Annotated in this window: 24 protein-coding genes; 11 read left to right on the top strand and 13 right to left on the bottom strand. The window is 62.0% G+C overall.

Translation table 11 applies throughout. The features are described 5' to 3' along the window. Nucleotides 1-17: 17 nt before the first annotated feature. Nucleotides 18-2,027 (top strand): DNA helicase Rep, encoded by a 2,010-nt coding sequence (rep, locus tag ACQKEK_RS14835; protein WP_128120239.1) that lies wholly within the window; start codon nucleotides 18-20, stop codon nucleotides 2,025-2,027. A 340-nt stretch (nucleotides 2,028-2,367) separates the two neighbouring features. Here the strand turns inward: rep and ACQKEK_RS14830 are convergent, their stop codons facing one another. The 5 genes from ACQKEK_RS14830 to gap all read right to left on the bottom strand — a co-directional run bounded on the left by ACQKEK_RS14830 (nucleotide 2,368) and on the right by gap (nucleotide 8,100). Further along, nucleotides 2,368-3,132 carry an IclR family transcriptional regulator gene (locus ACQKEK_RS14830; RefSeq protein WP_499143604.1) on the bottom strand — a complete coding sequence of 255 codons (765 nt, stop codon included), beginning with the start codon at nucleotides 3,130-3,132 and terminating at the stop codon, nucleotides 2,368-2,370. A 240-nt stretch (nucleotides 3,133-3,372) separates the two neighbouring features. Beyond that, complete coding sequence (locus ACQKEK_RS14825; protein ID WP_499143603.1) at nucleotides 3,373-4,875, bottom strand: CoA-acylating methylmalonate-semialdehyde dehydrogenase; 1,503 nt, start codon at nucleotides 4,873-4,875, stop codon at nucleotides 3,373-3,375. Nucleotides 4,876-4,878: 3 nt separating this feature from the next. After that, entirely contained in the window at nucleotides 4,879-6,045 is a 1,167-nt protein-coding gene (locus ACQKEK_RS14820) for an iron-containing alcohol dehydrogenase (RefSeq protein WP_499143602.1), read from the bottom strand. 414 nt (nucleotides 6,046-6,459) lie between these two features. Then, nucleotides 6,460-7,068 carry a cyclodeaminase/cyclohydrolase family protein gene (locus tag ACQKEK_RS14815; protein ID WP_499143601.1) on the bottom strand — a complete coding sequence of 203 codons (609 nt, stop codon included), beginning with the start codon at nucleotides 7,066-7,068 and terminating at the stop codon, nucleotides 6,460-6,462. 12 nt (nucleotides 7,069-7,080) lie between these two features. After that, entirely contained in the window at nucleotides 7,081-8,100 is a 1,020-nt protein-coding gene (gene gap / locus ACQKEK_RS14810; RefSeq protein WP_499143600.1) for a type I glyceraldehyde-3-phosphate dehydrogenase, read from the bottom strand. Between the two features lie 176 nt (nucleotides 8,101-8,276). On the opposite strand from gap, the gene ACQKEK_RS14805 reads away from it, so the two are divergent. The 4 genes from ACQKEK_RS14805 (at nucleotide 8,277) to ACQKEK_RS14790 (ending at nucleotide 12,793) form a co-directional block, all read left to right on the top strand. Further along, nucleotides 8,277-9,812 (top strand): alpha-amylase family glycosyl hydrolase, encoded by a 1,536-nt coding sequence (locus ACQKEK_RS14805; protein WP_499143599.1) that lies wholly within the window; start codon nucleotides 8,277-8,279, stop codon nucleotides 9,810-9,812. 2 nt (nucleotides 9,813-9,814) lie between these two features. Then, entirely contained in the window at nucleotides 9,815-11,434 is a 1,620-nt protein-coding gene (locus ACQKEK_RS14800; protein WP_499143598.1) for an alpha-amylase family protein, read from the top strand. A gap of 5 nt (nucleotides 11,435-11,439) precedes the next feature. Then, nucleotides 11,440-12,030: a 3-keto-disaccharide hydrolase gene (locus ACQKEK_RS14795; RefSeq protein WP_499143597.1), complete on the top strand. Its 591-nt coding sequence runs from the start codon at nucleotides 11,440-11,442 to the stop codon at nucleotides 12,028-12,030. Between the two features lie 190 nt (nucleotides 12,031-12,220). Next, nucleotides 12,221-12,793 carry a xanthine phosphoribosyltransferase gene (locus ACQKEK_RS14790; protein ID WP_045431064.1) on the top strand — a complete coding sequence of 191 codons (573 nt, stop codon included), beginning with the start codon at nucleotides 12,221-12,223 and terminating at the stop codon, nucleotides 12,791-12,793. 24 nt (nucleotides 12,794-12,817) lie between these two features. Here ACQKEK_RS14790 and ACQKEK_RS14785 read toward each other — a convergent pair whose 3' ends face one another. The 5 genes from ACQKEK_RS14785 to dadA all read right to left on the bottom strand — a co-directional run bounded on the left by ACQKEK_RS14785 (nucleotide 12,818) and on the right by dadA (nucleotide 16,355). Beyond that, on the bottom strand, nucleotides 12,818-13,336 hold the full coding sequence (locus ACQKEK_RS14785; protein ID WP_499143596.1) for a cupin domain-containing protein: 519 nt from the start codon (nucleotides 13,334-13,336) through the stop codon (nucleotides 12,818-12,820). A 144-nt stretch (nucleotides 13,337-13,480) separates the two neighbouring features. Beyond that, nucleotides 13,481-13,903, bottom strand: a complete 423-nt coding sequence (locus ACQKEK_RS14780) for a c-type cytochrome (RefSeq protein WP_499143595.1) — start codon at nucleotides 13,901-13,903, stop codon at nucleotides 13,481-13,483. A gap of 163 nt (nucleotides 13,904-14,066) precedes the next feature. Then, nucleotides 14,067-14,615, bottom strand: a complete 549-nt coding sequence (locus ACQKEK_RS14775; protein WP_046162958.1) for a cupin domain-containing protein — start codon at nucleotides 14,613-14,615, stop codon at nucleotides 14,067-14,069. Between the two features lie 110 nt (nucleotides 14,616-14,725). Then, a complete protein-coding gene (locus ACQKEK_RS14770) occupies nucleotides 14,726-15,082 on the bottom strand; it encodes a RidA family protein (protein ID WP_045431075.1) in 357 nt (118 codons plus the stop codon). Next, nucleotides 15,057-16,355, bottom strand: a complete 1,299-nt coding sequence (gene dadA, locus ACQKEK_RS14765) for a D-amino acid dehydrogenase (protein ID WP_499143594.1) — start codon at nucleotides 16,353-16,355, stop codon at nucleotides 15,057-15,059. The genes ACQKEK_RS14770 and dadA overlap by 26 nt, the downstream gene beginning before the upstream one ends. A 147-nt stretch (nucleotides 16,356-16,502) precedes the next feature. Here dadA and ACQKEK_RS14760 point away from each other — a divergent pair, with 147 nt between their 5' ends. The 4 genes from ACQKEK_RS14760 to ACQKEK_RS14745 all read left to right on the top strand — a co-directional run bounded on the left by ACQKEK_RS14760 (nucleotide 16,503) and on the right by ACQKEK_RS14745 (nucleotide 21,049). Further along, nucleotides 16,503-16,991 carry an Lrp/AsnC ligand binding domain-containing protein gene (locus ACQKEK_RS14760; protein ID WP_045431082.1) on the top strand — a complete coding sequence of 163 codons (489 nt, stop codon included), beginning with the start codon at nucleotides 16,503-16,505 and terminating at the stop codon, nucleotides 16,989-16,991. Nucleotides 16,992-17,189: 198 nt separating this feature from the next. Further along, on the top strand, nucleotides 17,190-18,500 hold the full coding sequence (locus ACQKEK_RS14755; RefSeq protein WP_499143593.1) for an NAD(P)/FAD-dependent oxidoreductase: 1,311 nt from the start codon (nucleotides 17,190-17,192) through the stop codon (nucleotides 18,498-18,500). A 60-nt stretch (nucleotides 18,501-18,560) separates the two neighbouring features. Beyond that, complete coding sequence (locus tag ACQKEK_RS14750; protein ID WP_499143592.1) at nucleotides 18,561-20,111, top strand: phospholipase D family protein; 1,551 nt, start codon at nucleotides 18,561-18,563, stop codon at nucleotides 20,109-20,111. A gap of 188 nt (nucleotides 20,112-20,299) precedes the next feature. Next, nucleotides 20,300-21,049 (top strand): hypothetical protein, encoded by a 750-nt coding sequence (locus ACQKEK_RS14745; protein WP_499143591.1) that lies wholly within the window; start codon nucleotides 20,300-20,302, stop codon nucleotides 21,047-21,049. A gap of 11 nt (nucleotides 21,050-21,060) precedes the next feature. Here the strand turns inward: ACQKEK_RS14745 and ACQKEK_RS14740 are convergent, their stop codons facing one another. From ACQKEK_RS14740 to ACQKEK_RS14730, 3 genes are all read right to left on the bottom strand, one after another. Then, nucleotides 21,061-21,585 carry an Mpo1 family 2-hydroxy fatty acid dioxygenase gene (locus ACQKEK_RS14740; protein WP_499143590.1) on the bottom strand — a complete coding sequence of 175 codons (525 nt, stop codon included), beginning with the start codon at nucleotides 21,583-21,585 and terminating at the stop codon, nucleotides 21,061-21,063. Between the two features lie 117 nt (nucleotides 21,586-21,702). Further along, on the bottom strand, nucleotides 21,703-22,920 hold the full coding sequence (locus ACQKEK_RS14735; protein ID WP_499143684.1) for a methyl-accepting chemotaxis protein: 1,218 nt from the start codon (nucleotides 22,918-22,920) through the stop codon (nucleotides 21,703-21,705). Between the two features lie 559 nt (nucleotides 22,921-23,479). Continuing rightward, nucleotides 23,480-24,997 (bottom strand): 3-hydroxyacyl-CoA dehydrogenase, encoded by a 1,518-nt coding sequence (locus ACQKEK_RS14730; protein WP_499143589.1) that lies wholly within the window; start codon nucleotides 24,995-24,997, stop codon nucleotides 23,480-23,482. Nucleotides 24,998-25,137: 140 nt separating this feature from the next. On the opposite strand from ACQKEK_RS14730, the gene ACQKEK_RS14725 reads away from it, so the two are divergent. Together ACQKEK_RS14725 and ACQKEK_RS14720 are read left to right on the top strand one after the other, a co-directional pair. Continuing rightward, on the top strand, nucleotides 25,138-25,584 hold the full coding sequence (locus ACQKEK_RS14725; protein ID WP_499137330.1) for a PaaI family thioesterase: 447 nt from the start codon (nucleotides 25,138-25,140) through the stop codon (nucleotides 25,582-25,584). Further along, nucleotides 25,585-26,925: a hypothetical protein gene (locus tag ACQKEK_RS14720; protein ID WP_128120222.1), complete on the top strand. Its 1,341-nt coding sequence runs from the start codon at nucleotides 25,585-25,587 to the stop codon at nucleotides 26,923-26,925. Nucleotides 26,926-26,927 lie beyond the last annotated feature (2 nt).

The following is a 26,927-nucleotide window of genomic DNA, read 5'->3' as shown; positions in this document are numbered from 1 at the left end:
CGATAGACCAAACGACGATGTCCCGACTCAATCCCCGGCAGCAGGAAGCCGTGAACTACGTCGGCGGCCCCATGCTGGTGCTCGCCGGCGCCGGCTCCGGCAAGACCAGCGTGATCACTCGCAAGATCGCCTACCTGATCCAGCAATGCGGCATTCGCGCTCAGTACATCGTCGCCGTGACCTTCACCAACAAGGCCGCCCGCGAGATGAAGGAGCGCGTCAGCAGCCTGCTACGCGGCGGAGAAGGCCGCGGCCTGACGGTTTCGACCTTCCACAACCTCGGCCTGAACATCATTCGCAAGGAATACGCCAAGTTGGGTTACAAGCCCGGCTTTTCAATCTTCGACGAAGGTGACATCAAGGCGCTGCTGACCGACATCATGCAGAAGGAATACGCCGGCGATGACGGCGTGGACGAGATCAAGGGCTACATCGGCAGCTGGAAGAATGACCTGATCATTCCCGAAGAAGCGTTGGCCAACGCGCGCAACCCGAAGGAACAAACCGCCGCCATCGTCTACACCCACTACCAGCGCACGCTCAAAGCCTACAACGCGGTGGACTTCGACGACCTCATCATGCAGCCGGTGAAGCTGTTCCAGAACCACCCCGAGGTGCTGGAGAAGTGGCGCAACAAGGTCCGCTACATGCTGGTCGATGAATACCAGGACACCAACGCCAGCCAGTATTTGCTGGTGAAGCTGCTGGTGCAGGAGCGCGCCCACTTTACGGTGGTGGGCGACGACGACCAGTCGATCTACGCCTGGCGCGGCGCGCGGCCGGAAAACCTGATGCAGCTGAAGGACGACTTCCCCTCGCTGAAGGTGGTGATGCTCGAGCAGAACTACCGCTCCACCAGCCGAATCCTTAAATGCGCGAACGTGCTGATCGCCAACAACCCGCACGCCTTCGAGAAACAGCTTTGGTCGGAGATGGGGCATGGCGACGCGATCCGGGTGATTCGCTGCCGCAACGAGGAAGCCGAGGCCGAGCGCGTGGCGATGGAAATTCTCACCCTGCACCTGAAGACCCAGCGGCCCTACAGTGATTTCGCGATTCTCTACCGCGGCAACTACCAGGCCAAGCTGATCGAGCTGAAGTTGCAGCACCACCAGATCCCCTATCGATTGTCGGGCGGCACCAGCTTCTTTGCCCGCCAGGAAGTAAAGGACCTGATGAGCTACTTCCGCTTGCTGGTCAATCCGGACGATGACAACGCCTTCCTGCGGGTGATTAACGTGCCGCGCCGGGAAATCGGTTCGACCACTCTGGAAAAACTCGGCAACTACGCCACCACGCGCAAGATTTCCATGTACACCGCCTGCGACGAGCTGGGTCTTGGTGAACACCTCGACAGCCGCTTCACCGACCGGCTGTCCCGCTTCAAGCGCTACATGGACAACCTGCGCATGCAGTGCGCGCAGAACGACCCAATCGCCGCGCTGCGCAGCATGGTCATGGACATCGATTACGAGACCTGGGTGCGCCAGCAGACCTCCAGCGACAAGGCCGCGGACTTCCGCATGGGCAATGTCTGGTTCCTCATCGATGCGCTGAAAAACACGCTGGAGAAAGACGAAGAAGGCGAGATGACCATCGAGGAAGCCATCGCCAAACTGGTGCTGCGCGACATGCTCGAACGTCAGCAGGAAGAGGAGGAAGGCGCTGACGGCGTGCAGATGATGACCCTGCACGCGTCCAAAGGACTTGAATTCCCCTATGTCTTCATCCTTGGCATGGAGGAAGAAATCCTCCCGCACCGCTCCAGCATCGAAGCCGACACCATCGAGGAAGAGCGCCGCCTGGCCTATGTGGGCATCACTCGCGCACGGCAGAACCTGGCCATGACCTTTGCCGCCAAGCGCAAACAGTACGGCGAGATCATCGAGTGCATGCCCAGCCGCTTCCTCGACGAGCTGCCCCAGGAAGACCTGGAATGGGAAGGCCAGGAAGACGCGCCGGTAGAGGTGAAAGCCGCCCGCGGCAACGACGCGCTGGCGGCGATGCGGGCGATGTTGAAGAAGTAACGGCACCACCTGCACGACTCAAGCAAACGTTGGGTGGATCACGCTTCACCGATCCACTGGGAACGATATACCGGATGGCGATCCACCGGGTGGCGATCCACCGGGTGGCGCTTTACCCATTCGTGGAGTGGCGCTCCACCGAGCGGGATCACGGTGGATGAAAAGAGCGTCATCCAACCTACCTGCTGGCGACACCCGCAACATCGAACGGCGCTGCTGCGCTTTATGTAGGAGCGAGCTTGCTCGCGATCATGGCATTCGCGGGGCCGCGGATCGCCAGCAAGCTGGCTCCTACAGTCAGTTTGGGGCCGTCTTGTCGTTTGGCATACCGCGCGGGCTATCAGCCGGAGACGATCGCCTCGAGCTCCTTCGCCGCCGCACGCAGGCGCGGTACGAAGCTGAGCAGTGATTCCATCGAACAACGAATCACCGGTGCATGGGTAAACAAACAGGCGCTCAATTCGCCGCGGGCATCGCTCACTGGGACGGCGCAGGCGACCATGCCGTCGATGAACTCCTCCGAATCGGTGGCCAGACCCTCTTCACGTATCCGCACCAGGTCGTCACGCAAGGCACTCAAATCGGTGACTGTGTTGCGCGCCATCTGCCGGATCGGCAGCCTGGGCAGGATGCGCTCCAGTTGATCGTCCGGCAGCGAGGCCAGGTAAAGCTTGCCGCTGGCCGTGCACCAGAGCGGCGTGTGGCTACCGATGGGCAGGTTGATCTGCAGCGGCCAATTGGTCTGCACGCGATCAAAATAGAGCATGTCCAGGCCATCCGGCACCGACAAGCCGCAGGTTTCCCCGATCTCATCGGACAACTGCCGCAGGATCGCCTGGCGCAACGCCTTGTGACGACCACTGCCGAGGATATTCACCGCCGTCGCATGCAACCGATCGCCCGGCAGCAGGCCGCCTTTGAGGCCGAACTGCAGGAAGCCCTCCTTCTCCAGAGTCTGCACCAAGCGGTGGGCGCTCGGCTTGGGGATGTCCAGCTTGTCCGCCAATGCACTTGGGGTCAGCGGCTCCGCGGCGCTGGCTACGGCTTCGATGATCTCGAGCACGCGGGTAATGGATGAACCTTTTTCACGGGGGGTACTGCGCATGGTCAATCCCGTTGCAGTAGAAGAAAACAGCCGCCCGAAGGGCGGCAAAGTCTAAAGGATAGATCGCGGACCAGCACGGAGCGCGGGGCCCGCAGCGTAATCGGTAGGGTGGGCTTCAGCCCACCAGCCGCAAAAACCATGCGCGTCGGCACGCGAATCAGAACGAGCACGCTTCGTCAGCAGTTACGCCTTGCCGCTGCCGATCGGTGGGCTGAAGCCCACCCTACGACGCCGCGATGTCTACTTCATAGTCGGCATCGAAAAATCCGCACCCGCACGGATACCGGTCGGCCAGCGCCGAGTCACGGTCTTCATCCGAGTGAAGAAACGCACACCGTCAGGGCCATGCATGTTCAGCGGGCCGAAGATCGAGCGCTTCCAACCACCGAAGCAATGGAAGGCCATTGGCACCGGGATTGGCACGTTGACGCCCACCATTCCGACCTTGACCTCCTCCTCGTACTGACGCGCGGTGTCGCCGTCACGGGTGAAGATCGAGGTGCCGTTGCCGAACTCGTGGTCATTGACCAGCTTCAACGCTTCGTCGAAGGTGTTGACGCGTACGACCGCCAAGACCGGACCGAAGATTTCCTCCTTGTAGATACGCATCTGCGGTGTCACCCGGTCGAACAGTGTCGGGCCGACATAAAAGCCGTTCTCGTAACCCTCGACCGTCAGCCCACGCCCGTCACAGACCAGGGTCGCGCCTTCTTCCACCCCCAGATCGATGTAGCCGGACACCTTCTGCTGATGTTCGCGTGTGACCAGTGGCCCCATGTGCGGCTCGGGTTCGACGCCCGTGCCCGGGCCGGTGCGCATCTGGCTAATTTCGCCTTTGAGCATCTCGACCAGGTTGTCCGCCACCTCATCACCGACACAGACCGCGACCGAGATCGCCATGCAGCGCTCGCCTGCCGAGCCATAGGCGGCACCCATCAACGAGCCGACCACTTGCTGCGGATCGGCGTCAGGCATGATCACCATGTGGTTCTTCGCGCCGCCCAGCGCCTGGCAGCGTTTGCCGTGGGCCGACGCAGTGCTGTAGATGTATTCGGCGATGGGCGTCGAGCCGACGAAGCTCACCGATTGCACGCGCTCATCCGTCAGCAGCACGTCCACGGCCTCCTTGTCGCCATTGACAATATTCAGCACGCCTGCGGGCAGCCCGGCTTCGGCCAGCAATTCACCGAGCAGCATGGTTGCGCTCGGGTCCTTCTCCGACGGCTTGAGGACGAAGGTGTTACCGCAGGCGATGGCCACCGGCAGCATCCACAGCGGCACCATGGCCGGGAAGTTGAAAGGCGTGATGCCGACACAGACGCCCAGCGGCTGCATCAGCGAGTTGGAATCGATATCGCGCCCAACGTTGGGCGAGAACTCGCCCTTGAGCAGGTGCGGAATGCCGCAGGCGAACTCCACCACTTCGAGGCCGCGGGTCACTTCGCCCTGGGCATCGGAGAACACCTTGCCGTGCTCCAGCGAGATCAGCCGGGCGACGTCGTCGCGCCGTTCTTCGAGCAGCGCCTTGAAGCGAAACATCACGCGAGCCCGGACCAGCGGGGGCGTCTTGGACCAGCCTTCGAACGCAGCTTGGGCGGCAGCGATGGCTTCACGGGTTTCGTCGGCCGAGGACAGCGAGACGTAAAGACGTGGCTCACCGGTAGCGGGGTTGTAAACGGTCGAATGGCGTTCGGAACGGCCAGCGACCGCCTCGTTGTTGATCAGATTACCGAGGGTCTGCATGGGTCACTCCTGGTTCCAGACGATTTCGTAGAGGTCGATGATTTCAGCTTCCGTGGGCACCCGCGGGTTGTTGCCGGGCGAACCCGAGGCCAGCGCCTGCTTTGCCATGGTTTCGCGCAGTTCGAAGAAGCGCTCACGGGTGATGCCGAACTGCTCGGGGCTGGGCACCTGCAGTTCCTTGTTGATTGCGCGCAACTCGGTCAGCAGCTTTTCGTTGGCTGCCTCGACGCTGTCGCCCTCGTCCGCCACGCCCATGGCACGCGCGCAGTCGGCATAACGCTCCGGCGCGGAGGGAATCGAGAACGCGGTGATCGCCGGCAGCAGCATGGCGTTGGACAGCCCGTGCGGCACATGGAAAAACGCACCGATGGGCCGGCTCATGCCATGCACCAGCGCCACCGATGCATTGGAGAAGGCAATGCCAGCCAGGGTCGCACCCAACATCATTGCCTCGCGGGCCTGGCGGTTGCTCGGCTCGTGATAGGCCGCACGCAGATTCGGCGCCAGCAAGCGCATGGCCTGCAGGGCCTGGGCATCGCTGTAGAGGCTTGCCTTGCGGCTGACGTAAGCCTCGATGGCGTGGGTCAGCGCGTCGATGCCAGTATCGGCAGTAACCCGCGGCGGCAGCGACAGGGTCAGCTCGTAATCGATCAGCGCGGCGACCGGCATGAAACCGAGGCCGGCGCAGAGCATTTTCTCGTCGCTGGTCTCGTCGGTGATGATGGTGAAACGGGTCGCTTCCGAGCCGGTGCCCGCTGTAGTCGGAATAGCGATCAGCGGCAGACCTGCCTCGCTGACGTCACGCGGGAAACGGTAGTCGCGCATCTCGCCACCGAATTTGCCAAGAATGCCGATGGCCTTGGCCGAATCGATGGGGCTCCCGCCACCGAGGGCGATGATCGAATCGTAATCACCCTGACGCACCATCTCGACGCCGGCACGAATCGATGCCGCAGTCGGCTCCGGCAGCGTGTCGGCAAAGCAGTCGCTGGGAATATCCGCGTTGGCCAGGATCTCGCTGATTCGGGCGACATAGCCCAGCTCGACCATCATCCGGTCGGTCACGATCAGTGGTCGTTTGCAGCCAAGGTTATGCAGCACAGAGACGATCTGCTGACTGGCGCCGGCGCCGACTTCCATCAGGCGCGGCAGGACGATGCGATGGCTCATTGGCTTCTCCGATTAGGTTTCGCGCTGCGCTCGGACAGGTCTAAAGGCCAGCCAGATGAGGCGCTATATGAACGGATTGCATAAGAAAACTTCAGGTCTCGATTGAGAAAGTTCGTCTCAGTTGCCCTCGAGACTAGAAACAATGACGACAAGCGTCAAGCTAAAACGAGACGTTTATTCTCGTTATCGGAGGTGGTGGTATGCCAGGGCCGTATGGATACTTGATGAACGTGACGAGGGAGCGGGCCCGGATCGCCAGCAAGCTGGCTCCTACAGGAATGTGGGGTTTGTTATGCCACTGCCGCATAACCCCCTGCCTTTTCCGAGCGTAGTTAGATCGACAGCAAGGGGACGCCTACAAGACCGTGCATGACAGCTGACACAGGCTTTTCGTAGGAGCCAGCTTGCTGGCGATCATCTGCACTGCGAACGGGACAGCGCCTGACCGAGCAGACGCTGCAACAGGTCGTCGCCCTCAGCCTGCAAGCGCGTGCGAGTCTGCGCGGCCTGATCACGGGTGGCGGCGTCTTCGATACTTGCCATATCCGCATCGACATTAATCAAGGCTGCGCTGAGCCCGGCATGAATGAGCACGGCGCCGGCCTGGGCATCGCTTTGCACGTTCGGGTCGGTACATGGCCAAGCATCAACCGCCAGCTCGAGCGCCTCCAGGCAGCAGTGCGCCAAAGCCAGCGGCACGGCACAAGCCTGACGAGACGCGGCCTGCTTCTGTTCGGGTTCACCGTTCCGAGCAGCATTGAGGTAGTCCCCGAAAGCCTGGACGTCATCATCCGCGAACGTGCCGGGCCTGCCCGACAGTGCTTCCGCCGCTTGCAACAGCGCGCGGCGAGTCGGATCGGACCCGTGGGCCTCGCTGATACGCAGACCCTTGAGCACCAACGCAAGCCCGATATCGGCCGTAACAGCAGCGGCCGCACCGCAACCGGGCGTTGGCTGGTTGGCCGCCGTAGCCGCCCGGAAATCGGCCAGCCGTTGCGTCCAGATGCTCGCCTCATCGCTCATCCGGTCGATCCGTCAGCTAGCCTGCGCATTACCGTCGCCCCAATGGAGCAGCACGTCGAGCATGCGGTTGGAGAAGGCCCATTCGTTGTCGTACCAGGCCAGCACTTTGACCAGGTCGCCCTGTACGCGCGTGTGGCTGAGGTCGGCTACGCACGAGGTCGGGTGACCGAAGAAATCGCGCGAGACCAGCGGCAGGTCGTTGCACTCCATGACGCCGAGCGGCATTTTCTGGGCGCCGTCACGGAGAATCTGGTTGATCGCCTCGACGCTTCCCGGTGCACGCTCGGCGGTGAAGGTGAGGTCGACCAGCGACACGTTCGGTGTCGGCACCCGAACCGCCAGCCCGTCCAGACGCCCGGCCAGCTCGGGCAACACCAGACCGATAGCCTTGGCCGCACCGGTGGTCGACGGAATAATCGATTCGGCTGCGGCACGGGCGCGGTAGAGATCCTTGTGCGCCTTGTCGAGCAGGCTCTGGTCATTCGTGTAGGAGTGCACCGTGTTCAGCAGGCCCTGGCGGATCCCCACTGACTCATGTAGCACCTTGGCCAGCGGCGCCAGGCAATTGGTGGTGCAGGAGGCGTTGGAGATCACACGATGGCTGCTGTCGAGCAGCTCATGGTTGACGCCGTAGACGACCGTCAGATCAGCGCCGTCCAGTGGGTGCGAGGCGAACACCCGCTGGGCACCGGCTTGCAGGTGCTGATCGATCAGGTCGCGCTTCTTGAATTTCCCCGAGCACTCCAGCACCACGTCGACACCCAACTGTTTCCATGGCAGCTGCGTCGGATCGCGTTCCTGGAGCAGGCGGATCGACTGGCCACGGATCTGCATCACGTCATCGCGCAAATCGACCTGGCCGTGGAAACGGCCGAAGGTGGTATCGAAGCGCGTCAGATGCGCCATCGCCGAGCGCTCGCTGAGGTCGTTGATCGCTTCGATGTGAATCTGGTTTTCCAGGTTTCGCTCGAACAGGGCTCGCAGTACAGCTCGGCCGATACGGCCATAACCATTGATAGCAACTCGCAACATGGTGCTCTCCTGGGTCGTTGAGGCTGGTGAAGGTTAGTCGGAGTATCCGCGGTGGCGTTCAGTACCGTCCGACGGAGATCAATGAACCGGGGAAACCCAGGCACCGCTCGTCAGTCGTAACTCTCACAGGCCCGTTGCGCCGGGCTTGCCGCATTCCGGAAAAGGGTTCACGAGCAATGAGCGAGTCATCCCCAGCACCCTGGTGGAAAGGCGCCACCATTTATCAGATCTATCCAAGGTCCTTCGCTGACAGCAACGGCGACGGCATTGGCGACCTCAACGGCGTACTGCGGCATCTCGACCATCTGCAGCAGCTCGGCGTCGACGCACTGTGGCTGTCGCCGATCTTCCGCTCGCCAATGGCCGACGCCGGCTACGACATCAGCGATTACTGCGACATCGACCCCCTGTTCGGTTCGCTGAGCGATATCGACCGGCTGATCGCCGAGGCCCATGCGCGCGACATCCGGGTGTTGCTGGACTTCGTGCCCAATCACACTTCCGACGAGCATCCCTGGTTCGTCGAGTCGCGCAGTTCGCGGGACAACCCGAAGCGTGACTGGTACATCTGGCGTGACGAGCCCAACAACTGGCGTGCCGCGCTGGGCGCCGGCAGCGCCTGGACCTGGGATGAGCAGACCCAGCAGTACTACCTGCACCTGTTCCTCGCCAAGCAGCCGGATCTGAACTGGCGCAACCCCGAAGTGGTGGAGGCGATGCACGACGTGCTGCGCTTCTGGCTTGATCGCGGCATCGACGGTTTTCGCATCGACGTCATCCATTGCACCGGTAAGGACCCGAGCTTCGCCGACGACCCGCGCTGCCAGGCTGGCCAACCGCTGTCAGATTTCAATGACCAGCCCTACAGCCACGAAGTGCTGCGCGGCTTGCGCAAGCTGGTCGACAGCTACCCCGGCGACCGCATGCTGGTGGGCGAGGTGAATATCCGTTCCACCGAACGCGTGCTGCAGTACTACGGCGCCGGCGACGAGCTGCACCTGGCCTTCAACTTCAACCCGCTCGACGCGCCCTGGGACCCTGTGCTGTTTCGCACCTGCATCCGCGATGTGCAGCTCTGGCTGCAACCGGCCGGCGCCTGGCCCACCTGGGTCCTGTCCAACCACGACAATGTGCGCCAGCGCAGCCGCTATCAAGGCTCCGAACGGGCCTCCCGTGCCGCCGCAGTGCTGCTGCTGACCTTGCGTGGCACACCCTTCATCTATCAGGGCGAGGAGCTGGGGCTGGAAGACGCGGTGATCACTGCCGAGACCCGTGTCGATCCGGGCGGCCGTGATGGTTGCCGGGCGCCGATTCCCTGGCAGGCTGAGCCGCCGCATGGCTGGGATGGCGCTGCAGCCTGGCTGCCCTTCCCACCCGAGGCCGACGAACTGGCGGCCGAGCGCCAGACCGGCGCGGTGAATTCGATGTTTGCGCTCTACCAGCGCCTGCTCGCCGCGCGCAAGGCCAGCCCGGCGCTGCACCACGGCGATTTCGCAGAGCTGCCATCGCACCCTGATGTACTGGCCTACCACCGACAGCAGGGCGACGACTGCCGCCTGGTCTGCATCAATTTTGCCGATCACCCACACGCGTTTCCCCAAAGCGCTAATTGGCTGGTGGAAATCGCCAGCGATGGCGTCGGTGAAGGCGAACCCTTCAATGGCAATTTGTCAGCCGGGCAGGCGCTGGTCCTGCGCCCGGCGGAGAGCTGAGCATGCGTCCACTCTGGTATCGCAACGCGGTGATCTATCAGGTCGATCCCGCCCTCTTCCGTGACAGCAACGGCGACGGCTGCGGCGACCTGCGCGGCATCACCGAACGGCTGGACTACATCCGCGGCCTGGGTGCCACCGCCGTCTGGATCATGCCCTGCTACGCTTCGCCGTTCCTCGACGCCGGCTACGACGTCACCGACCACCTGCAGATCGCCCCGCAATTCGGTGATCTGGCTGACATGGTGGCGCTGCTGGAAAAGGCCGAGGAGCTCGGCCTGCACGTGATCGTCGAACTGCTGGTGCAACACACCTCCAGCGAGCACAAATGGTTCCAAGAGGCGCGCCGCGACCGAAATTCGCCGTACCGCGACTACTACATCTGGGCAGATGAGCCGGACAGTTCGATGGCGCCGATCTTTCCGACGGTCGAAGACAGTATCTGGACCTGGGATGAGGAAGCGGGCCAGTACTACCGCCACCTGTTCTACAAGCACGAGCCGGACCTGGACCTCGCCAACCCGCGGGTCATTCACGAAATCGAGCGGATCATGTCGTTCTGGCTGCGCCTGGGTGTGTCCGGCTTTCGCATCGATGCGGCGGTACACATGGTGCGCCAGGCCGGCGGCGGCGATCTGAAGAAGGGCTACTGGCTGCTGGAACACATGCGCGACTTCGTCACCATGCGCCGCCCGGAAACCGTACTGCTCGGCGAGATCGACACCGACCCGGAAAAGTATGTCGAGTACTTCGGGGACGAGGCGGACCGCGTCACTCTGCTGCTGGATTTTTGGACCAACAACCACCTCTTCCTGGCGCTGGCCCGGCAACAGGCCGAACCGCTGGTCCGCGCCTTGAACAGCCAACCGCTGCCACCCAGCCATTCGCAGTACGCACTGTGGATTCGCAACCATGACGAGCTGAGCCTGGATCGGCTGAAAGAAGATGAGCGCAACGAGGTGATGGACACCTTCGCCCCTGATCCGAAGATGCGCGCGTATAACCGCGGCATTCGGCGGCGGCTCGCGCCGATGCTCGATGGCGATGAGCGCCGAATCGCCGCCACGCATGCGTTACTGTTTTCGCTGCCGGGCACACCGATCATCCGCTATGGCGAGGAAATCGGCATGGGCGACGACATGGAGCGCCCTGAGCGCCAGGCTGTGCGCACGCCGATGCAGTGGTCCAACGAGCCCAACGCCGGGTTTTCCTGCACCGCCGGCGAGCTGGCGGCGCCGCTGATCGATGAAGGCCCCTTCGCCTACGACAAGATCAATGTATTCGCCCAGACCCTGCGCAGCGATTCACTGATGGCCCGCACCGGCAACATGATCCGCACGCGGGTCGGGCTGCGTGAAATCGGTATCGGCAAGCGGCAGACGGTGGAAGTCGAGGATCCGGCGGTGTTCGCCATCCGCCACGACAACGGCTCCAGCGTGCTTATGCTGGTCAACCTGGCCGACAAGGAAACCACAGTGGAAATCACCGCCGACGATCTGCAGGACATGGTCGATGTGCTCGCCGACAGCAACTACGATCAGCCCGAAGGCTCGCCGCTGAAAATCCGCCTCGGGCCGTACGGCTACCGTTGGCTGCGGCGCAAACAGCAACTGTTCGGGTAATCCAGATGCCCCACCAGCTCGATGCTTCCCAATGGCGCGCCTGGCATGGAGACGACTTTCCTCACGATTGCTGGCGTGTGGCAGGCGACGAGCTCTGCGCCGTGGCCGGTTCGCGGCGCGTCGATCTGATATCCCGGCAACGCTACCGGAATTTCATCCTGCGCTTCGAATTCGCCCTGCCCTTTGCCGGCAATTCCGGTGTGTTCTGTTGCGTCGATGAAGGGGCTGATCTCAGTTGGCACAGCGGCCCGGAAATGCAGCTGCTCGATGACCGCGGCCATCCCGATGGCCGCGAACCCACGACCCGCAACGGCGCGCTCTACGGCTTGCTGCGACCTGAACTCGAAACGCAGATTGAGCCCGAACAGTTCATCGAAGCGGCGTTGAGCCTTCGCAACGGCGAAGTCGAGCACTGGCTGGGCGGGCAACGGGTGCTGCGCTACCGGCTCGATGAGCCGGCGCTGCGGGAACGCATCACCCAGAGTAAATTCGTTGGCTATCCTCGCTTTGCCCAATCCTTCGAAGGCCACGTGGTGCTTCAACACCACGGCGAAGCGGCGCGTTTCCGCCGCCTGTCGATCGAGACACCGGACTGAACGGTCCACTTGGACCTGCGAGCAGAATTGAGCGAGAATGCGCGGCTTTCCAGGCTGCGGTACGCAGTGACGGACGGATGCAGAATCGAAACGAGCTGGGCGCTCGCCTCCATGGCGCAGCGCCCAACTGGTTTTCAGCGCCCCGATTCGTCAGGCAAACCCGGCCGCTCACGCTTGAGGTAGCGCGTTCGTGGAACAGCTGAAACAGAAGATCCGCAATGAAGGCATCGTACTCTCCGACCGCGTACTGAAGGTCGATGCTTTCCTGAATCATCAGATCGACCCTGTGCTGATGCAGCAGATCGGCCAGGAATTCGCGCGCCGGTTCCGCGACGAGAAGATCACCAAGATCGTCACCATCGAAGCCTCGGGCATCGCGCCAGCGATCATGGCTGGCCTGGAATTGGGCGTGCCGGTCATTTTTGCCCGCAAGCATCAGTCGCTGACCCTGACCGATCACCTGTTGACGGCCTCGGTGTACTCCTTCACCAAGCAGGTCGAGAGCACCATCGCGATTTCCACCAACCACCTTTCGCCAAACGACCGGGTGTTGGTCATCGACGATTTCCTGGCTAACGGTAAAGCGGCCAAGGGACTGATTTCGATCATTCAGCAGGCCGGCGCGAGCATCGCCGGGCTTGGCATCGTCATCGAGAAGTCCTTCCAGGCCGGCCGGCAGGAACTGGAAGAAGCGGGCTTCCGGGTTGAATCCCTGGCTCGCGTGGCCGCCCTCAGCGACGGCCAGGTCGTGTTCGTCGAGTAAGCGCCCCGCGCCACTCCCTGCGGCTTATTCCTTACGCCACAGATCAACCAACGCGCCCTGTGTGCCGGCAACCGGATCGCTCACCGGTACGCTGACCCGCTGAGCACGCGCCTTTGCCTCATCATGGCTGGCTTCATCCGGGCGCAGCAGATCGTACTGCTGCTCGACCGGGTAACCGCCCACCACTTCGAAATCATTGCTGGCGCTGAGCTGGCAATGACCGGTGCCGGCCGGCAGCACCAGCGCGTCGCCAGCGCGCACCTCAACTTCCTGCCCCTGCTCGCCACCGAGCATCAGCCGCGCCGCCCCCCGCGAAACGCCGAGCACCTCATGAGCGGTCGAATGAAAGTGGTGATAGTCGTACACACCCGCACGCCATTGGGCCGGCCACAGGTGGCTATTGAACAGATTCTCGAACGCACCGGCATAGTCGCTATCAGCCAGCGGCAACTGCCGGTACACCAGCACCGGATGCGAGCTGTTCGGCGTACGACCGTCGCTGGAAAAATGCAATTGCTCGGGCTGCGGGGCAGAACTGGGCATGGGCACCTCATCTTCGTGCGGAGGCCTGATGTCGGTGCAGGCCCCGGGAATGGGTTTGAAGTTTCGACCCGATGCAGCGCCGCTTTTCTCCCCGCCAGACACGACAAAGCCGCCCGAAGGCGGCTTTGTCTGACCGGTTGAAGCTTAGAGCCCGGACATCTGCTTGATTGCAGCCATCAGCTCGTCATCCGAGCAGCTGGCGCAAGTGCCTTTGGGCGGCATGGCGTTGATGCCGGTGATGGCGTTGGCCAACAGCACATCGAGACCACCCTTCTCATCAACACGCGCTTGCCAGGCAGCTGTATCGCCGACCTTCGGCGAGTTCAGCAGACCGGTGCCGTGGCAGGCGTTGCAGAACTTGCCGACGACTTCTTCACCGCTAAGCGCGCCGCCACCAGCGGCAGCAGCTGCCGGACCGGCTGCGGCGCATTCTTCACCTTGAATACACACTTCGCCTACCGGCTTGAGGCGCTCGGCGATGTCGTCGTTGGTCGCAGCCTGAGCGCTCACTGCCCACAGGGCCAATACGGCAGTCTGTGCTACCAGGATCTTCTTAATCAGGTTCACCTTATACCCTCATGTGGCTAGACACGCCCGCGGCCACGGTATCGCGAGCGGCGGTCAGTATAACGGCAAGCCATGCCCGCCGAAACAATACGAAAGGCCCTGTCATCCTCAGCGACGCTTTGTCGCAGCGGCACCCGTCCGTCGCTTGGGCCAGCCGCACAGGTCAGAAGTTGGCCGGCGTGGTCGCGCTGATCAGCTTGGCCGGCGCATCAAACGGATTACGAAAGCGATGCGGCTTGCTGCTCTCGAAGTAGTAACTGTCGCCTGTTTCCAGCAAATAGGTCTGGCCGCTCACCGTCAGCTCCAGGCGTCCCTCGACCAGCATGCCAGCCTCTTCGCCCTGGTGCGCCAGCATGTCGGTGCCGGTATCGGAGCCAGGCGGATAGGTTTCGGCGAGAAATGCGATGGCGCGCCCCGGATGCGCTTTGCCGACAAGCTTCATGCTCACTGCGCCGTCGGAAATATCGATCAGCTCGCCGGCCTTGTAGACCACCTGGGTATCGCTGTCCTGCTCGAAATCAGGCGAGAAAAACTCGACCAATGACATTGGAATCCCGCTCAGGACCTTCTTCAACGAACTGATCGACGGGCTGACGCTGTTCTTCTCGATCATGGAGATCGTGCTGTTGGTGACGCCCGCACGTTTGGCGAGTTCGCGTTGGGACAGGCCCTTGAGTTTGCGGATGGTTTGCAGTCGAACGCCAACGTCCAATACGGGAGCCCCCAATAAGAGCGATTGCTGAGGTCGCTATGATGGCGAGGGCGTTCAGTATTTTCAACACAACGGGACGAAATGACAGATCGCCCCGGATGGCGATCGGGCTACGCCGGTAATGCGGCCACAACCGACAGTTCAACCAGGATCTCAGGCTCGCAAAGCTTGGCCTCCACCGTGGCACGCGCCGGCGCGACGCCTTCCGGCAGCCACTGATCCCAGACCGCATTCATGCCGGCGAAATCGGCATCGATGTCCTTCAGATAAATGGTCACCGAAAGGATGTGCTGCTTATCGGTACCGGCCTGCCGCAGGAGGCGTTCGATATTGTCGAGCGTCTCACGGGTCTGTTGTTCGATCCCCGCATTCATGTCCTCGCCTACCTGGCCGGCCAGATAAACCGTGTTGCCGTGGATGACGATCTGGCTCATGCGAGCGTTAGTGTGCAGGCGCTGTATGGGCATGCTTGTGCGATTCCTTTTGGGTGCCATAGCGGGAAATATCGAGGCCGTCGGTACTGATCTGCGTGCGCTTTTTCGCCAGCATGTCGGCCAGCAAGCGACCAGAACCACAGGCCATGGTCCAGCCCAGGGTACCGTGCCCGGTGTTCAGATACAGGTTGCGATAGCGTGTGCCGCCAATGATCGGCGTTCCATCCGGCGTGGCCGGCCGCAGGCCGGTCCAGAGTTCGGCCGTACTCGGATCGCCACCCTGCGGAAACAGATCGCCGACGACCATTTCCAGCGTTTCTCGCCGGCGCGTATTGAGCGAGAGGTCATGGCCTGCAATTTCGGCCATGCCGCCCACCCGGATGCGCTGATCGAAACGGGTAATGGCGACCTTGTAGGTCTCGTCGAGCACGGTGGAAACCGGCGCCATCGCGGGGTCGCTGATCGGCACGGTCAATGAATAGCCCTTGAGCGGGTACACCGGCGCGCGGATGCCGAGCGGCTTGAGCATCTGCGGGCTGTAGCTGCCCAGCGCCAGCACGTAGCGATCGGCCTTTTCCAGCTTGCCGTTGACCCAGACGCCTTCGAGCTGGTCACCCGCTAACTGCAGCCGCTGGATGTCCTGGTTGAAACGGAACTCGACGCCCAGCTCGCGGGCCATGTCAGCGAGCTTGGTGGTGAACATCTGGCAATCGCCGGTCTGGTCATTGGGCAAACGAAGCGCGCCACTAAGCTTGTCCGAGACCTTCGCCAGCGCCGGCTCGGCGTGTGCGATACCGGCGCGATCGAGCAATTCATAGGGCACGCCGGAAGCATCCAGTACGGCGATGTCCTTGGCGGCGTTATCGAGCTGTGCCTGGGTGCGGAACAGTTGGGTCGTGCCGCATTGCCGGCCTTCATAATCGATACCAGTTTCAAAGCGCAGCTCATCAAGGCAATCGCGACTGTATTCGGACAGCCGCACCATGCGTTCCTTGTTCACCGCGTAGCGCGCTGCCGTGCAGTTGCGCAGCATCTGAGCCATCCACAGGTATTGCTGAATGTCGCCGGTGAGCTTGATGGCAAGCGGCGCATGGCGTTGCATCAGCCATTTCATGGCCTTCAAGGGTACGCCAGGCGCGGCCCAGGGCGACGCGTAACCGGGGGAAACCTGGCCGGCATTGGCGAAGCTCGTCTCCATCGCCACGGCTGGCTGACGGTCAACCACCACGACCTCGAAGCCAGCCCGCGCCAGATAGTAGGCACCGGTGGTACCGATTACGCCGCTTCCCATTACCAGAACACGCATCGCCGTCTCCCACCCGTGCTACCGGGCTTTTCCGAGTCACTGTTAATGCGGAGTATAGAAAGCGTCTTGTAGTGGTTTTCGCTATATAACAGGCTATATTTGCGATTTATTCACGCCTGAAACTGCATATATAGAGGCGATACGCCTATGCGCACTAAGCATCAAACCCGCCGCGAGCTGGACAAGATCGACCGCCAGATCCTTCGCCTGTTGCAGGCCGAAGGACGCATGCCATTTACCGAGCTGGGCGAGCGCATCGGCCTGTCGACCACGCCGTGTACGGAGCGCGTTCGACGTCTGGAGCGCGAAGGCATCATCATGGGTTACACGGCGAGGCTGAACCCGCAGCATCTGAAAGGCGGGTTGCTGGTATTCGTCGAGATCAGCCTGGCCTACAAGTCAGGCGATATCTTTGAAGAGTTTCGCCGTGCCGTGCTCAAGCTGCCTCATGTGCTGGAGTGCCATCTGGTTTCGGGGGACTTTGACTACCTGATCAAGGCGCGGATCTCTGAAATGGCCTCCTACCGCAAGTTGCTCGGCGACATTCTGCTCAAGTTGCCGCATGTACGTGAGTCGAAAAGCTACATCGTGATGGAGGAAGTGAAGGAATCGCTGGAACTGCCGGTGCCGGAGTAGGAGCCGGAAGCCAAGCAGAGTTCGCTGCCAGATCAGCCCCAATCCCGGTGCATCAAAAAGCCGAGCCGAACGAGTCTTTGGAGTCAGCCGTTAGCCAACCGAGAACCGTAAGGTTTTGCTTCAGCCTCGCGCGGCTTTTGCTCTGCAATAAACATCCGGTCTACCCTTCGGTCCATGCAAACCGTCCAAGGCTCGACCATGACCACCCCGCAATCAGCTGCTCACGCGCAGCACCACGCGTCGTCCTACTACGCGGCCACCACCAATCGCACCCTTGATCTCAAGCACTTGCAAGGCGAGCTGGAGGCGGACGTCTGCATCGTCGGGGGCGGCTTCAGCGGCCTCAACACGGCTATCGAACTGGCCGAGCGCGGCCTGTCCGTGGTGCTGCTGGAAGCCCACCTGATCGGTTGGGGTGCTAGCGGGCGCAACGGCGGACAGCTGATTCGTGGAGTGGGACATGACGTCGAGCAGTTTCAGCCGGTGCTGGGTAACGAGGGCGTGGACAGCCTCAAACGTATGGGTTTCGAAGCGGTGGACATCGTGCGCGAGCGCATCGAGCGCTACGCCATCGATTGCGACCTGACCTGGGGTTACTGCGATCTGGCAACGAAACAACGGCACGTCGAAGGCTTCGAAGCGGACTACGCCGATCTCCAGCGTCTGGGCTATCCACATTCATTGAGGCTCCTGCCAAGAGACGCGATGGGCGAAGTCATCGGTTCTGATCGCTACGTGGGCGGCCTGATCGATATGGGCTCGGGCCATCTTCATCCACTCAACCTGGCATTGGGCGAAGCAGCAGCAGCCCTATCGCTAGGCGTGCAGCTGTACGAGCGATCCGCTGTCGAACGGATCGATTACGGTCAGCAGGTTCGGGTGCACACCGCGCAGGGCTGCGTGCGTGCCCGTCAGCTCGTGCTGGCCGGCAATGCTTACCTGGGTTCTCTGAACAAATCACTGGCGGGCAAGGTGCTACCGGCCGGCAGTTACATCATTGCCACCGAGCCGCTTCCCGAGGACGTCAGACAGGAATTGCTGCCGCAGAACATGGCGGTCTGCGATCAGCGAGTGGCGCTGGACTACTTCCGCCTGTCGGCCGATGGCCGGCTGCTGTTCGGCGGTGCGTGCCACTACTCCGGACGCGACCCGAAGGACATCGCCGCCTACATGCAACCGAAGATGCTCGAGGTGTTCCCCCGCCTACGAAACACCCGAATCGATTACCAATGGGGCGGCATGATTGGCATCGGCGCCAACCGGCTGCCACAAATTGGACGACTGCCAGACCAGCCCAACGTCTACTACGCCCAGGCCTATGCCGGACACGGCCTGAACGCCACGCACCTGGCAGGACGCCTGCTCGGCGAGGCCATTAGCGGGCAGCTTGAGGGACGCTTCGACCTGTTCTCCCGTGTACCACACCCGACCTTCCCTGGCGGTCAGCGTCTGCGCTCGCCGCTGCTGGCCCTCGGCATGCTCTGGCACCGGCTTAAAGACCAGTTCTGAATTTCGCCGTTGCGCTGGCGTCCAAACTGTCGAGGAACATAACAATCGACAGGAGTGACCTTGCACCTGCACCTGCTCCTTGTGGCAGTGCTATTCCTGGTTGGCTGTGCCGGCCAGATTACACCCGCCCCAACATCTTACGCGCTGCCCAACCAGAACTCGGCACTGACCCAGCAAGTCGAGGCGCTGGCGGCAAAGCAGCCTGCGGGCACCTCCGGATTTCGCCTGCTGTCCGACAGTGCCGAAGCCTTTTCGGCGCGTATACAGATGATTCGCCAGGCCAGGACGAGCCTCGACGTGCAGTACTACATCGTCCACGATGGCTTGAGCACCCGCGCGCTCATAGAAGAGGTGGTGCGTGCGGCGGACCGCGGCGTCAGGGTACGGCTGCTGCTCGATGACACCACGAGCGACGGTAGCGACTACCAGATCGCCACTCTGGCGGCACACCCGAACATCCTGATCCACGTCTTCAACCCCCTGCATATCGGCCGCAGCACTGTGATTACCCGTTCGCTCGGGCGGCTGCTCAACCTATCCCAACAACACCGCCGCATGCACAACAAGCTGATGCTGGCTGACAGCAGCCTGGCCATCGTCGGCGGACGCAACCTGGGCGATGAATACTTCGATGCCGATCAGAGTTTCAACTTCACTGACATCGACCTACTCGCCGCCGGCCCGGTCGCCGAGCAATTGGCGGTCAGCTTCGACCAGTACTGGAACCACACGCTGAGCGTGCCAATCCAACAGTTCTTGCGTCACCCGCCCAACAAGGACGAGCTTGAACTGGCGCGCCGCGATATCACCCGCTACCTCCAAGCCGAACGACAAAAGGACGAGCGCCGCTATCAGCATTTGATGGGCGGGCCGCAGAAGCCTTCACCGCGCGACTGGCTGGCCGACCTGATTTGGGCGCCTGGCGAAGCGCTTTGGGATCACCCCGACAAGATCGAAGCAGCCGGCATTCCAGATGAAAGCCTGCTGCTGACCACTCAACTGCAGCCGAACATGGACCGCGTGCGACGATCCCTGACGCTGATCTCCGCTTATTTCGTGCCAACTGAACAAGGTGCTGAATACCTCGCCGGACACGCCAGGAACGGCGTTGCGGTACAGGTCTTGACCAATTCTCTGGAGGCCACCGACGTGCCGGCCGTGCATGGCGGCTATGCGCCCTATCGGGCCGATCTGCTGAAAGCGGGGGTGAGATTGTTCGAGTTGCGCCGACAACCGGACCAGGAGACCCGCTTCAGTATCAGTGGCGATTCCGAATCCAGCCTGCACAGCAAGGCAGCGGTGTTCGACCAGGAGCGGGTCTTTCTCGGCTCGCTGAACTTCGACCCTCGCTCAGTCCTGTGGAACACCGAAGTCGGCATCCTTATCGACAGTCCGGAATTGGCTCGCGAGGTGCACAAACTCTCGCAGGAGGGCACTTCGCCCGCCGTCAGCTATGAAGTGCGACTGATCGAGCGCAACGGCGTGCGGCGGTTGATCTGGATCGCCGAGGATGACGGGCAGCGAAAGGTCTTGCTGCACGAACCGGGCGGTGCTTGGCGACGGTTCAATGCCTGGTTCAGCCGGGTGATTGGCCTCGAACGGATGCTCTGAGCGACTTCAACTAGCGCAAGGTGTTTCGTGTCACTTCGGCCAATCTTGCCGCGCAAACGGCCGCCGATCTAAAAATAGCTCTTTTGTGTGATACCAGAGCGCCACCTCTTGGCTAGGCTGCCGAGCTGATGCCGTGCTGGTCCAACCGCCTGGCACTTTGCTTCTATAAAAATAAAAAGGAGCGCGACATGAATCATCGCAAATGGCTATGGATGGTGGTTTTGCTGGCGTGCTGGTTTCCAGCTCTGCTCAATCCTGCCCATGCTCAAACCTATACTGCGCTGGAAAGCATGCAAATCCACGCCAACCGAGCGACCAGCAGCCTATTGCTCTATCGAGGCGAAGGTTTCCAGAAGGCGCACCTGGCCCGAATGGAAAGCGACCTCAAAGCGCTAGCCGACAGGGTCGACAGCTTTCCCGGCGCCCGCAACGATCTGCACCCATTGCATCAAGCCTTACAGACAACGCTTCGCGAAGGCGCAAGCTTCGGCCGCGAGGAAGACGACATGCCTTGGGGCTGGCCGCTGCAGATGAGCAAAGCGCTGCGCGATTTCCTAACGGCTGTGCGCAGCCAGCAAGGCGCCAACGTTCGCGCCGAGCTGCCCGCCAAGGTGGAATACCTCACTGTGCAGTACCTCAGCCGCGCCTATGTAGGCTCATTCGAAACCGCCCGCGAACAACCGGATACCTACCTCGGCCAGGACGAGCGCCGCCTCGTACCGTCGATCGACGAGCAACTGGCTGCGCTGGATGGCAAATCGAACGTGGCCATTGCCAAGCTCAAAACACGTTGGGAGTTCCTCAAGGTGGCGCTCGAAGACATGAACAGCGGCAACAACAGCTTCAACACTGCGTCAGGCCGCGCGTTCGCCCCGATCATGGTTGATCGCCACGCGCGCAGCCTCAGCGATCAATGGATGGCGCTCGCCCCTGACTGAGCGCCCTCCTGTCAGGCATCGGCCGGCTGCTGGCGCAGTTGAACCGGGCCGACACGCGCTTCGATCGCGTGGCGCAGGGGTTCGCGCAGCCCGAAGATGAAGCCCAGCTCAGCAGCAATGAACAGTGGCCCGATGATCAGCCCAGTCAGATCGTCGACAAACGCAGGCTTGCGTCCTTCAAAGTAGTGACCGATGAACTGGATAATCCAGCCAACTACGAACAAACCGCCACCGGCGCTCAGCCATAGCGCTGTTGATTGCTGCGCAAGGGCTGCACCGACCCAGACGCAGAGCAACAGCACCGCGCCCATGAGCACGCCGAAGCGCACATCCAGCCGAAGATAGAACAGCGTCGAGATCAACGCGACCAGTGCAACCGGGCTCAGCCATAGCCCGAACGCCTCCACACCTGGACGCGACAGCAGCACGGCGACAGCCAGCACGATCATGGGAATGCCGATGAAATGGCTGAGCAGATTGCGCGGGTCCCGGTGATAGGCCGCGTATTGGGCGAGGTGATCGGTGAGTGTTTTCATGGGACGAGCTCCGAATAGCCTGACTGGCAAGCTTAGCCAGCTCGGCAAGGTGCCGCGCGGTGTCGAGTGGTGGTTGAGCGCCAAAGGTCATGGCGCTTGCGCCAATCAGCGGCTCAGCTAGGGCTCCGGACGATAGCCCAATCGCAGGCCACCCCAGTGACGGCTGTTCACCATGATCGGCACCGACAGGTCATGCATCAGCTCTCCGGTATCGCGGCTGTAGGTCTGCAACAGCACCTTGCGTTCGTGGCTGCCACAGCGCGCGCCGGTACGGTCATTGAACAAGCGCTTGCTGCGGCTCTTGACCTTGTCGATCTCCGGGTCGCCGACCGGGGGCTGGCTGAAGGCACGGTTGTGGGTCGGCACGTAGCCATCCGGCGTAGTCGCGATGGCATAAATTAACGCATCGTTGCGCGCGAGCAGGGGTTCCTGGATCGCCGGCAGCACCTCGTCGGCGTAACGATCGAAACGGGTGTTGTAGCGGATCGGATTGGTGCCCGGCTGCGCCCGGTAATTGCGATCAAACAGATCGTCGACACCCAGGCGCCCGGCCTTCAGATCCGCCTCGAAACGCGCCCCGATGGCAGCCGCCGCTTCGCGCGCGAGGTCGTATACATCCTGGTGGTAGGCATCGAGCTGTACCTCGGCGAGCTGTTCGCTGACGGTTTCCGCCTGCCCTACCAGCTTCTCTGCGGCCTGCTCCAATTGGCGGGTCTGGGTCTCGCTCTCCAGAGCGTCTCCACGCAACTGCTCTACCGCGACGAACAACTGCGCGAGTCGCTCATGATTGCTTGCCGTGCCGGCAGCGATTTCCGCCACCTGGGTTTCGACATTGCCAGCCAACTCGGCAATTCCACTGAGCTGAACTCCTGTTCCTGCGATCTGTGCGGCGGCTTCGTCCAGTTCGCTGGCTTGCTTCTGGATATGGCTGACCACTGCGCCACTTTGCTCACGAATATCGCTAACCATCCGACCTACCTCTTCGGTAGCACTGCTGGTGCGACCGGCCAGGTTTCGCACCTCATCAGCCACCACGGCAAAGCCCCGCCCGGCCTCACCGGCGCGTGCCGCCTCGATCGCCGCGTTGAGTGCGAGCAGGTTGGTCTGGCTGGCAATGGACTGAATCACATCGGTGATCTGACGGATTTCTTCGGTGCGCGCCGAGAGTCCGTCGAGCAGTTCGCGGCTGGCCTTGGTCTGTGCGCTGAGCTGCTGCATGCGTTCGATAGCGTGTTGGAGTTCGACACGCCCACTATCGCTGCTACGCCGCACGGCTTCGGCCGCTTCTAACGCCTGCCGTGCTCGGGCAGCGCTGTCCTGTTCGGTCGCCGTCATCGCCTCGGCGCCATTGGCGATCTCGCTGACCGCAACCAGCTGTGACTGCAACCGTGCCGCCAGTTGCTCAGCGCTGAACGACACTTGAGCTGCCGACAGGGCGTTATGACAGGTGTGCCGGGAGAGGCTCTTGCTCAGCGCAGCGGAACTCAGCTCGCCGGCGTCCTCTGCAACCGGGATGCCCGCCTCGCTGCGCCAAGGGCCGAACCAGGGCCATAGGGCAAGCAACAGGATCGAGATCGCGGTCAGATAGAACGGCAACTCCATCCAGCCATGAAACAACAGCAGGCCCAGCAGGGCCGCTGCGTGCAACAGACAGGCCTTGGGGTGAAGGCGGAAGGTAGGGCGCATCGGTGGCCTCTTGTTTTCGTCCGGTAAAAAGGCGTTGTACCACCTCTGCCAACAAAGAACATTGTCCCTTGGTGGCACATGGCCTTGCCGGACTGGAAACGATTACACACCCGTCGCCGCCCGGCATGCCCGAGTTACCGGGTTAGCGGCTGGACGCGGCCAACCTTAAGCGGCCCTCAAGCCTGACCGTACGTCAGGCCACCGCTTTTTAGCGAGCCTGATCCGGAGCCGTAAGTGGCAGACCGAGCTGAACACGGCGGCGTAGCCAAGGGCTCGGACGATAGCGCGGTTCGTGACCATAGCAGCGCTGCATGCCCTCCAGGATAGTCAGGATTCGAGCCGGGTTGTAATGCGCGGCGAACCCCAGCGGTCCCTTTGGATAGCCAAGGGCCACCGTGACCGCACGGTCGAGCGTCTCTGGAGAAGCGATGCCCTTCTGGGCGATCTCACAGCCAAGGTTGACGATGCTGGCCACGATGCGTTGGCTGACGAATCCCGGAGAGTCGTTGATCACCTCGACCGGCACGCCGTCAGCTCCCAACGCCTGGCGTGCCTGAGCCTCCAATGCTGGGTCGAGCGCTGGTTGACGCATCAGCACGCGGCGTTTTTCAAGGTCACTGAAGAGGTCCAGCGCCACAGTACGCACGCCGGGCAGCCCCAGGCGCTCGATACAGCTACTCGCATCTTCTCCTAGCGGCGTGATCAGACAGATTGCTTGGTCCGAAGGCTCGGCACCCTCCTCGAGAATCGCACCGGCCTGCTGCAATACCGATCTGATGGAGCTGCGCAGGTCGGGCTCGATACTGTCGAGCCAAAATGGCCGATCGATGCTTACCGGCTCGAAGCGGGGCTCAGGCGTGCGGATCTGCTGGCCGTCTTCGTAGCGATAGAAGCCCTGGCCGGTTTTGCGACCGAGCAATCCGGCCGCCACCCGCTGCGCGGCGAGGTAAGACGGTGTGTAGCGCGGATCGTAGTAGAACTGGTCATGCACCGACTCCATCACCGCGTGGGAAATATCCAACCCGGTCAGGTCGAACAATTCGAACGGGCCCATTCGAAACCCGGGCCCGTCCCGCAAAATACGATCGATCTGTTCCGGCGTGGCGATGCCCTCGCTAAGGATGCGCTGCGCCTCGGTGCCATAGGCACGACCGGCGTGATTGACCAGAAACCCGGGAGTATCCGGCGTAATCGCAGGGAAGTGCCCCGCGTGCTCGGCCAGTTGCACCAAGCGCTCAATGACCATCGGGTCGGTGCGCTCGCCGCGCACCACTTCGACAAGTTTCATCAGCGTCACAGGATTGAAGAAGTGATACCCAGCCACCCGCTCAGGCCGCGCGCAGGCACTGGCAATGCGGGTCACGGACAACGAGGAAGTATTGGTCGCAAGGACGGCGTCGGCCGCAACCAGACCTTCAAGCTCAACAAACAGGCTCTGCTTGGCTTCCAGGTTTTCGACGATGGCTTCGATCAGCAGATCGCAGCCGGACAACTCGGCCAGCTGATGGGCTGGCTGCATGCGCTCCAGAATCGCCGGCAGCTCATCGGCGCCCAAACGTCCCTTGGCCACACTGCGCTCAAGCAGTTCACGGTTGAACTGCAGGGCTTGATCGATGGTTTCGGGCCGAGCGTCATACAACCAGACCTGCTGACCGGCGCTGGCAAATAGCTGTGCGATGCCGCGCCCCATGGCGCCGGCGCCGATAATGCCGATACGGGAAAACATGGGAACCTCCTCAGTGGATGGCGTTGCAATTCTGAAATATGATCAACCAATATTCCGCAGTGCGAAACCATGTTCCATCTATTTGAACCTGAGCCTAAAGACTGCCAGACTCCATAGCAAGCCATCCGTGATCGAGCGCCATGTCCGCTTCCGACTATTCGTCCGCCCAACTCCAGCAAGTCCACGCCTCCGTTACCGGTTTCTTTCAAGACATCGGCTGCGAGCTGCTCGCTTACGGTCCGGAGCACGCCACGCTCGCCCTGACGCTGCTGCCGCGCCATCTGAACAATGCTAGCAACATGCACGGCGGCGTCATGGCGACCTTGATGGATGTTGCGATGGGCTTATGCGGCACTTGGGAAGCCGACCCGACAGACCGTCGTGTCGCGATGACGCTGTCGATGAATATCAACTTCAGCGCAGTTGCTGCAGCGGGAAGTCGCATCAGAGCGCAGGCTCGTTGCCGCTCATCCGGACACAAAGTGTTTATGGCCAGCTGCGACTTGCTAGATGAGCAGGATCGATTAATCGCGTTCGGCGAGGGCGTGTTCAAGCGCGGCTCGCTTCGACGGGAGCTCCCGGCCTAGATGACCGCGCTGCTGCCACTGGCTCTGTTCTTTGAGCTTCTGGCTCTAATCACCCGAATTCAGCCGATGAGCGTCATCAGCGGCGCCCTGCTGAGCCTGTTCTTCATCTGGCATTGGCGCTCGCTGATGCCCTATCCACGGCGACTCGGAATCGTCACCGCTGCACTCCTCGGCTACTGGCTGCTGTCTGGCGAAGCAACCTGGCAGCAAGGCGCGCGAATGTTGTCGTCAGCCGCCTATTACGCAGCCTTTATTGGCGCGCTGGGTCTGATGCACTGCCTGGTCAAGCGTCTGCAGCAACTCAGCGAGCTGCATCGCCTCCTGCTGGCCGGCCCTCGCACATGGCTCTACCCGGGCTATCTGCTGAGCACATTCGCGATCAGCTCGGTGCTCAGTTTCGGCATGCTCAACCTGATATGTGGCTCGCTGGAAAATCATCTTGCACGCCGTCCATACAGCGATCATCAGCGCCGCGAAGGCCGCCGCGGCGTGATGGTTACCGCTCTGCGAGGGTTCGCCCTGGTGCCTTTGCTGGCGCCGACGAGCGTTGCGGTGGCGATCCTCACCCGCGAGCTCGGCATTAGCTGGAGCACGTTATTACCCTTCGGCCTGCTAGGCGGCTTGATCCTGCTGTTGTTCGGCTGGCCGGTAGAGAACCGTCGCTTGCAGCAGCTGGCGGACTACCCGGTCGTCGATGCCGGCTTGGACACCCAGCAAGCCGGTGGCCGCCTGAATGGCCTGTTGTTGGGCAGCCTGATCGGCATCGCGCTGATCGCCCTGCTGGCCGCCTTTACCTGGCTCTCCGCCACCCAGGCCGCGATGCTGACGGTGCCGACCGCCGTGATCGCTGTCCTGCTCTGGCAGCGGACTGCGCCGCGCCAGGTGCTCAGTGAGGTCAGCGAAACATTGATCGGCATGCGCAACGAGACATTCATTTTTGCCAGCTCGGCATTACTGGCCGGGTTGGTTGCAGCCGTCTTGCCGGTGCATCATCTTGCGGATCAGCTCGGAAGCACGCCGATGGCACTGTTCGGGCTGGGTGCGGTCGGCGCGTTGGCGGTCATGGCATTGGCGTTGCTTGGCGTCGCGCCGCTGATCTCGTTGAATCTCTGCGCCGCGCTACTGGCGCAACTGGCGAGCCAGGGCCTGACGGTGACGCAACCGGCTGTGGCGCTGTTGTTCGGGTTTTCACTAGCCATGCTGCTCTCGCCCTACGGCCCCTCAGCCGTACTCTTGGCCCGCCACGCCCAGCTGTCACCCTGGCGCATCGCTGTCGGCTGGAATGGGCGTTTCGTCCTCAGCGTACTGATTCCTCTGCTGCTGATACCCCTGCTGGCATGAGG

Source organism: Pseudomonas sp. NPDC077408 (assembly GCF_050269105.1).
Taxonomy (GTDB): domain Bacteria; phylum Pseudomonadota; class Gammaproteobacteria; order Pseudomonadales; family Pseudomonadaceae; genus Stutzerimonas.
This window is presented reverse-complemented; position numbering and strand designations above follow the sequence as displayed.

Excerpts from the sequence above, each read along its gene's own strand:
- rep (WP_128120239.1), top strand. The coding sequence starts at position 18 with ATGTCCCGACTCAATCCCCGGCAGCAGGAAGCCGTGAACTACGTCGGC.
- ACQKEK_RS14830 (WP_499143604.1), bottom strand. The coding sequence starts at position 3,132 with ATGCGCAGTACCCCCCGTGAAAAAGGTTCATCCATTACCCGCGTGCTC.
- ACQKEK_RS14825 (WP_499143603.1), bottom strand. The coding sequence starts at position 4,875 with ATGCAGACCCTCGGTAATCTGATCAACAACGAGGCGGTCGCTGGCCGT.
- ACQKEK_RS14820 (WP_499143602.1), bottom strand. The coding sequence starts at position 6,045 with ATGAGCCATCGCATCGTCCTGCCGCGCCTGATGGAAGTCGGCGCCGGC.
- ACQKEK_RS14815 (WP_499143601.1), bottom strand. The coding sequence starts at position 7,068 with ATGAGCGATGAGGCGAGCATCTGGACGCAACGGCTGGCCGATTTCCGG.
- gap (WP_499143600.1), bottom strand. The coding sequence starts at position 8,100 with ATGTTGCGAGTTGCTATCAATGGTTATGGCCGTATCGGCCGAGCTGTA.
- ACQKEK_RS14805 (WP_499143599.1), top strand. The coding sequence starts at position 8,277 with ATGAGCGAGTCATCCCCAGCACCCTGGTGGAAAGGCGCCACCATTTAT.
- ACQKEK_RS14800 (WP_499143598.1), top strand. The coding sequence starts at position 9,815 with ATGCGTCCACTCTGGTATCGCAACGCGGTGATCTATCAGGTCGATCCC.
- ACQKEK_RS14795 (WP_499143597.1), top strand. The coding sequence starts at position 11,440 with ATGCCCCACCAGCTCGATGCTTCCCAATGGCGCGCCTGGCATGGAGAC.
- ACQKEK_RS14785 (WP_499143596.1), bottom strand. The coding sequence starts at position 13,336 with ATGCCCAGTTCTGCCCCGCAGCCCGAGCAATTGCATTTTTCCAGCGAC.
- ACQKEK_RS14770 (WP_045431075.1), bottom strand. The coding sequence starts at position 15,082 with ATGCCCATACAGCGCCTGCACACTAACGCTCGCATGAGCCAGATCGTC.
- dadA (WP_499143594.1), bottom strand. The coding sequence starts at position 16,355 with ATGCGTGTTCTGGTAATGGGAAGCGGCGTAATCGGTACCACCGGTGCC.
- ACQKEK_RS14760 (WP_045431082.1), top strand. The coding sequence starts at position 16,503 with ATGCGCACTAAGCATCAAACCCGCCGCGAGCTGGACAAGATCGACCGC.
- ACQKEK_RS14755 (WP_499143593.1), top strand. The coding sequence starts at position 17,190 with ATGACCACCCCGCAATCAGCTGCTCACGCGCAGCACCACGCGTCGTCC.
- ACQKEK_RS14745 (WP_499143591.1), top strand. The coding sequence starts at position 20,300 with ATGAATCATCGCAAATGGCTATGGATGGTGGTTTTGCTGGCGTGCTGG.
- ACQKEK_RS14740 (WP_499143590.1), bottom strand. The coding sequence starts at position 21,585 with ATGAAAACACTCACCGATCACCTCGCCCAATACGCGGCCTATCACCGG.
- ACQKEK_RS14735 (WP_499143684.1), bottom strand. The coding sequence starts at position 22,920 with ATGACGGCGACCGAACAGGACAGCGCTGCCCGAGCACGGCAGGCGTTA.
- ACQKEK_RS14730 (WP_499143589.1), bottom strand. The coding sequence starts at position 24,997 with ATGTTTTCCCGTATCGGCATTATCGGCGCCGGCGCCATGGGGCGCGGC.
- ACQKEK_RS14725 (WP_499137330.1), top strand. The coding sequence starts at position 25,138 with ATGTCCGCTTCCGACTATTCGTCCGCCCAACTCCAGCAAGTCCACGCC.
- ACQKEK_RS14720 (WP_128120222.1), top strand. The coding sequence starts at position 25,585 with ATGACCGCGCTGCTGCCACTGGCTCTGTTCTTTGAGCTTCTGGCTCTA.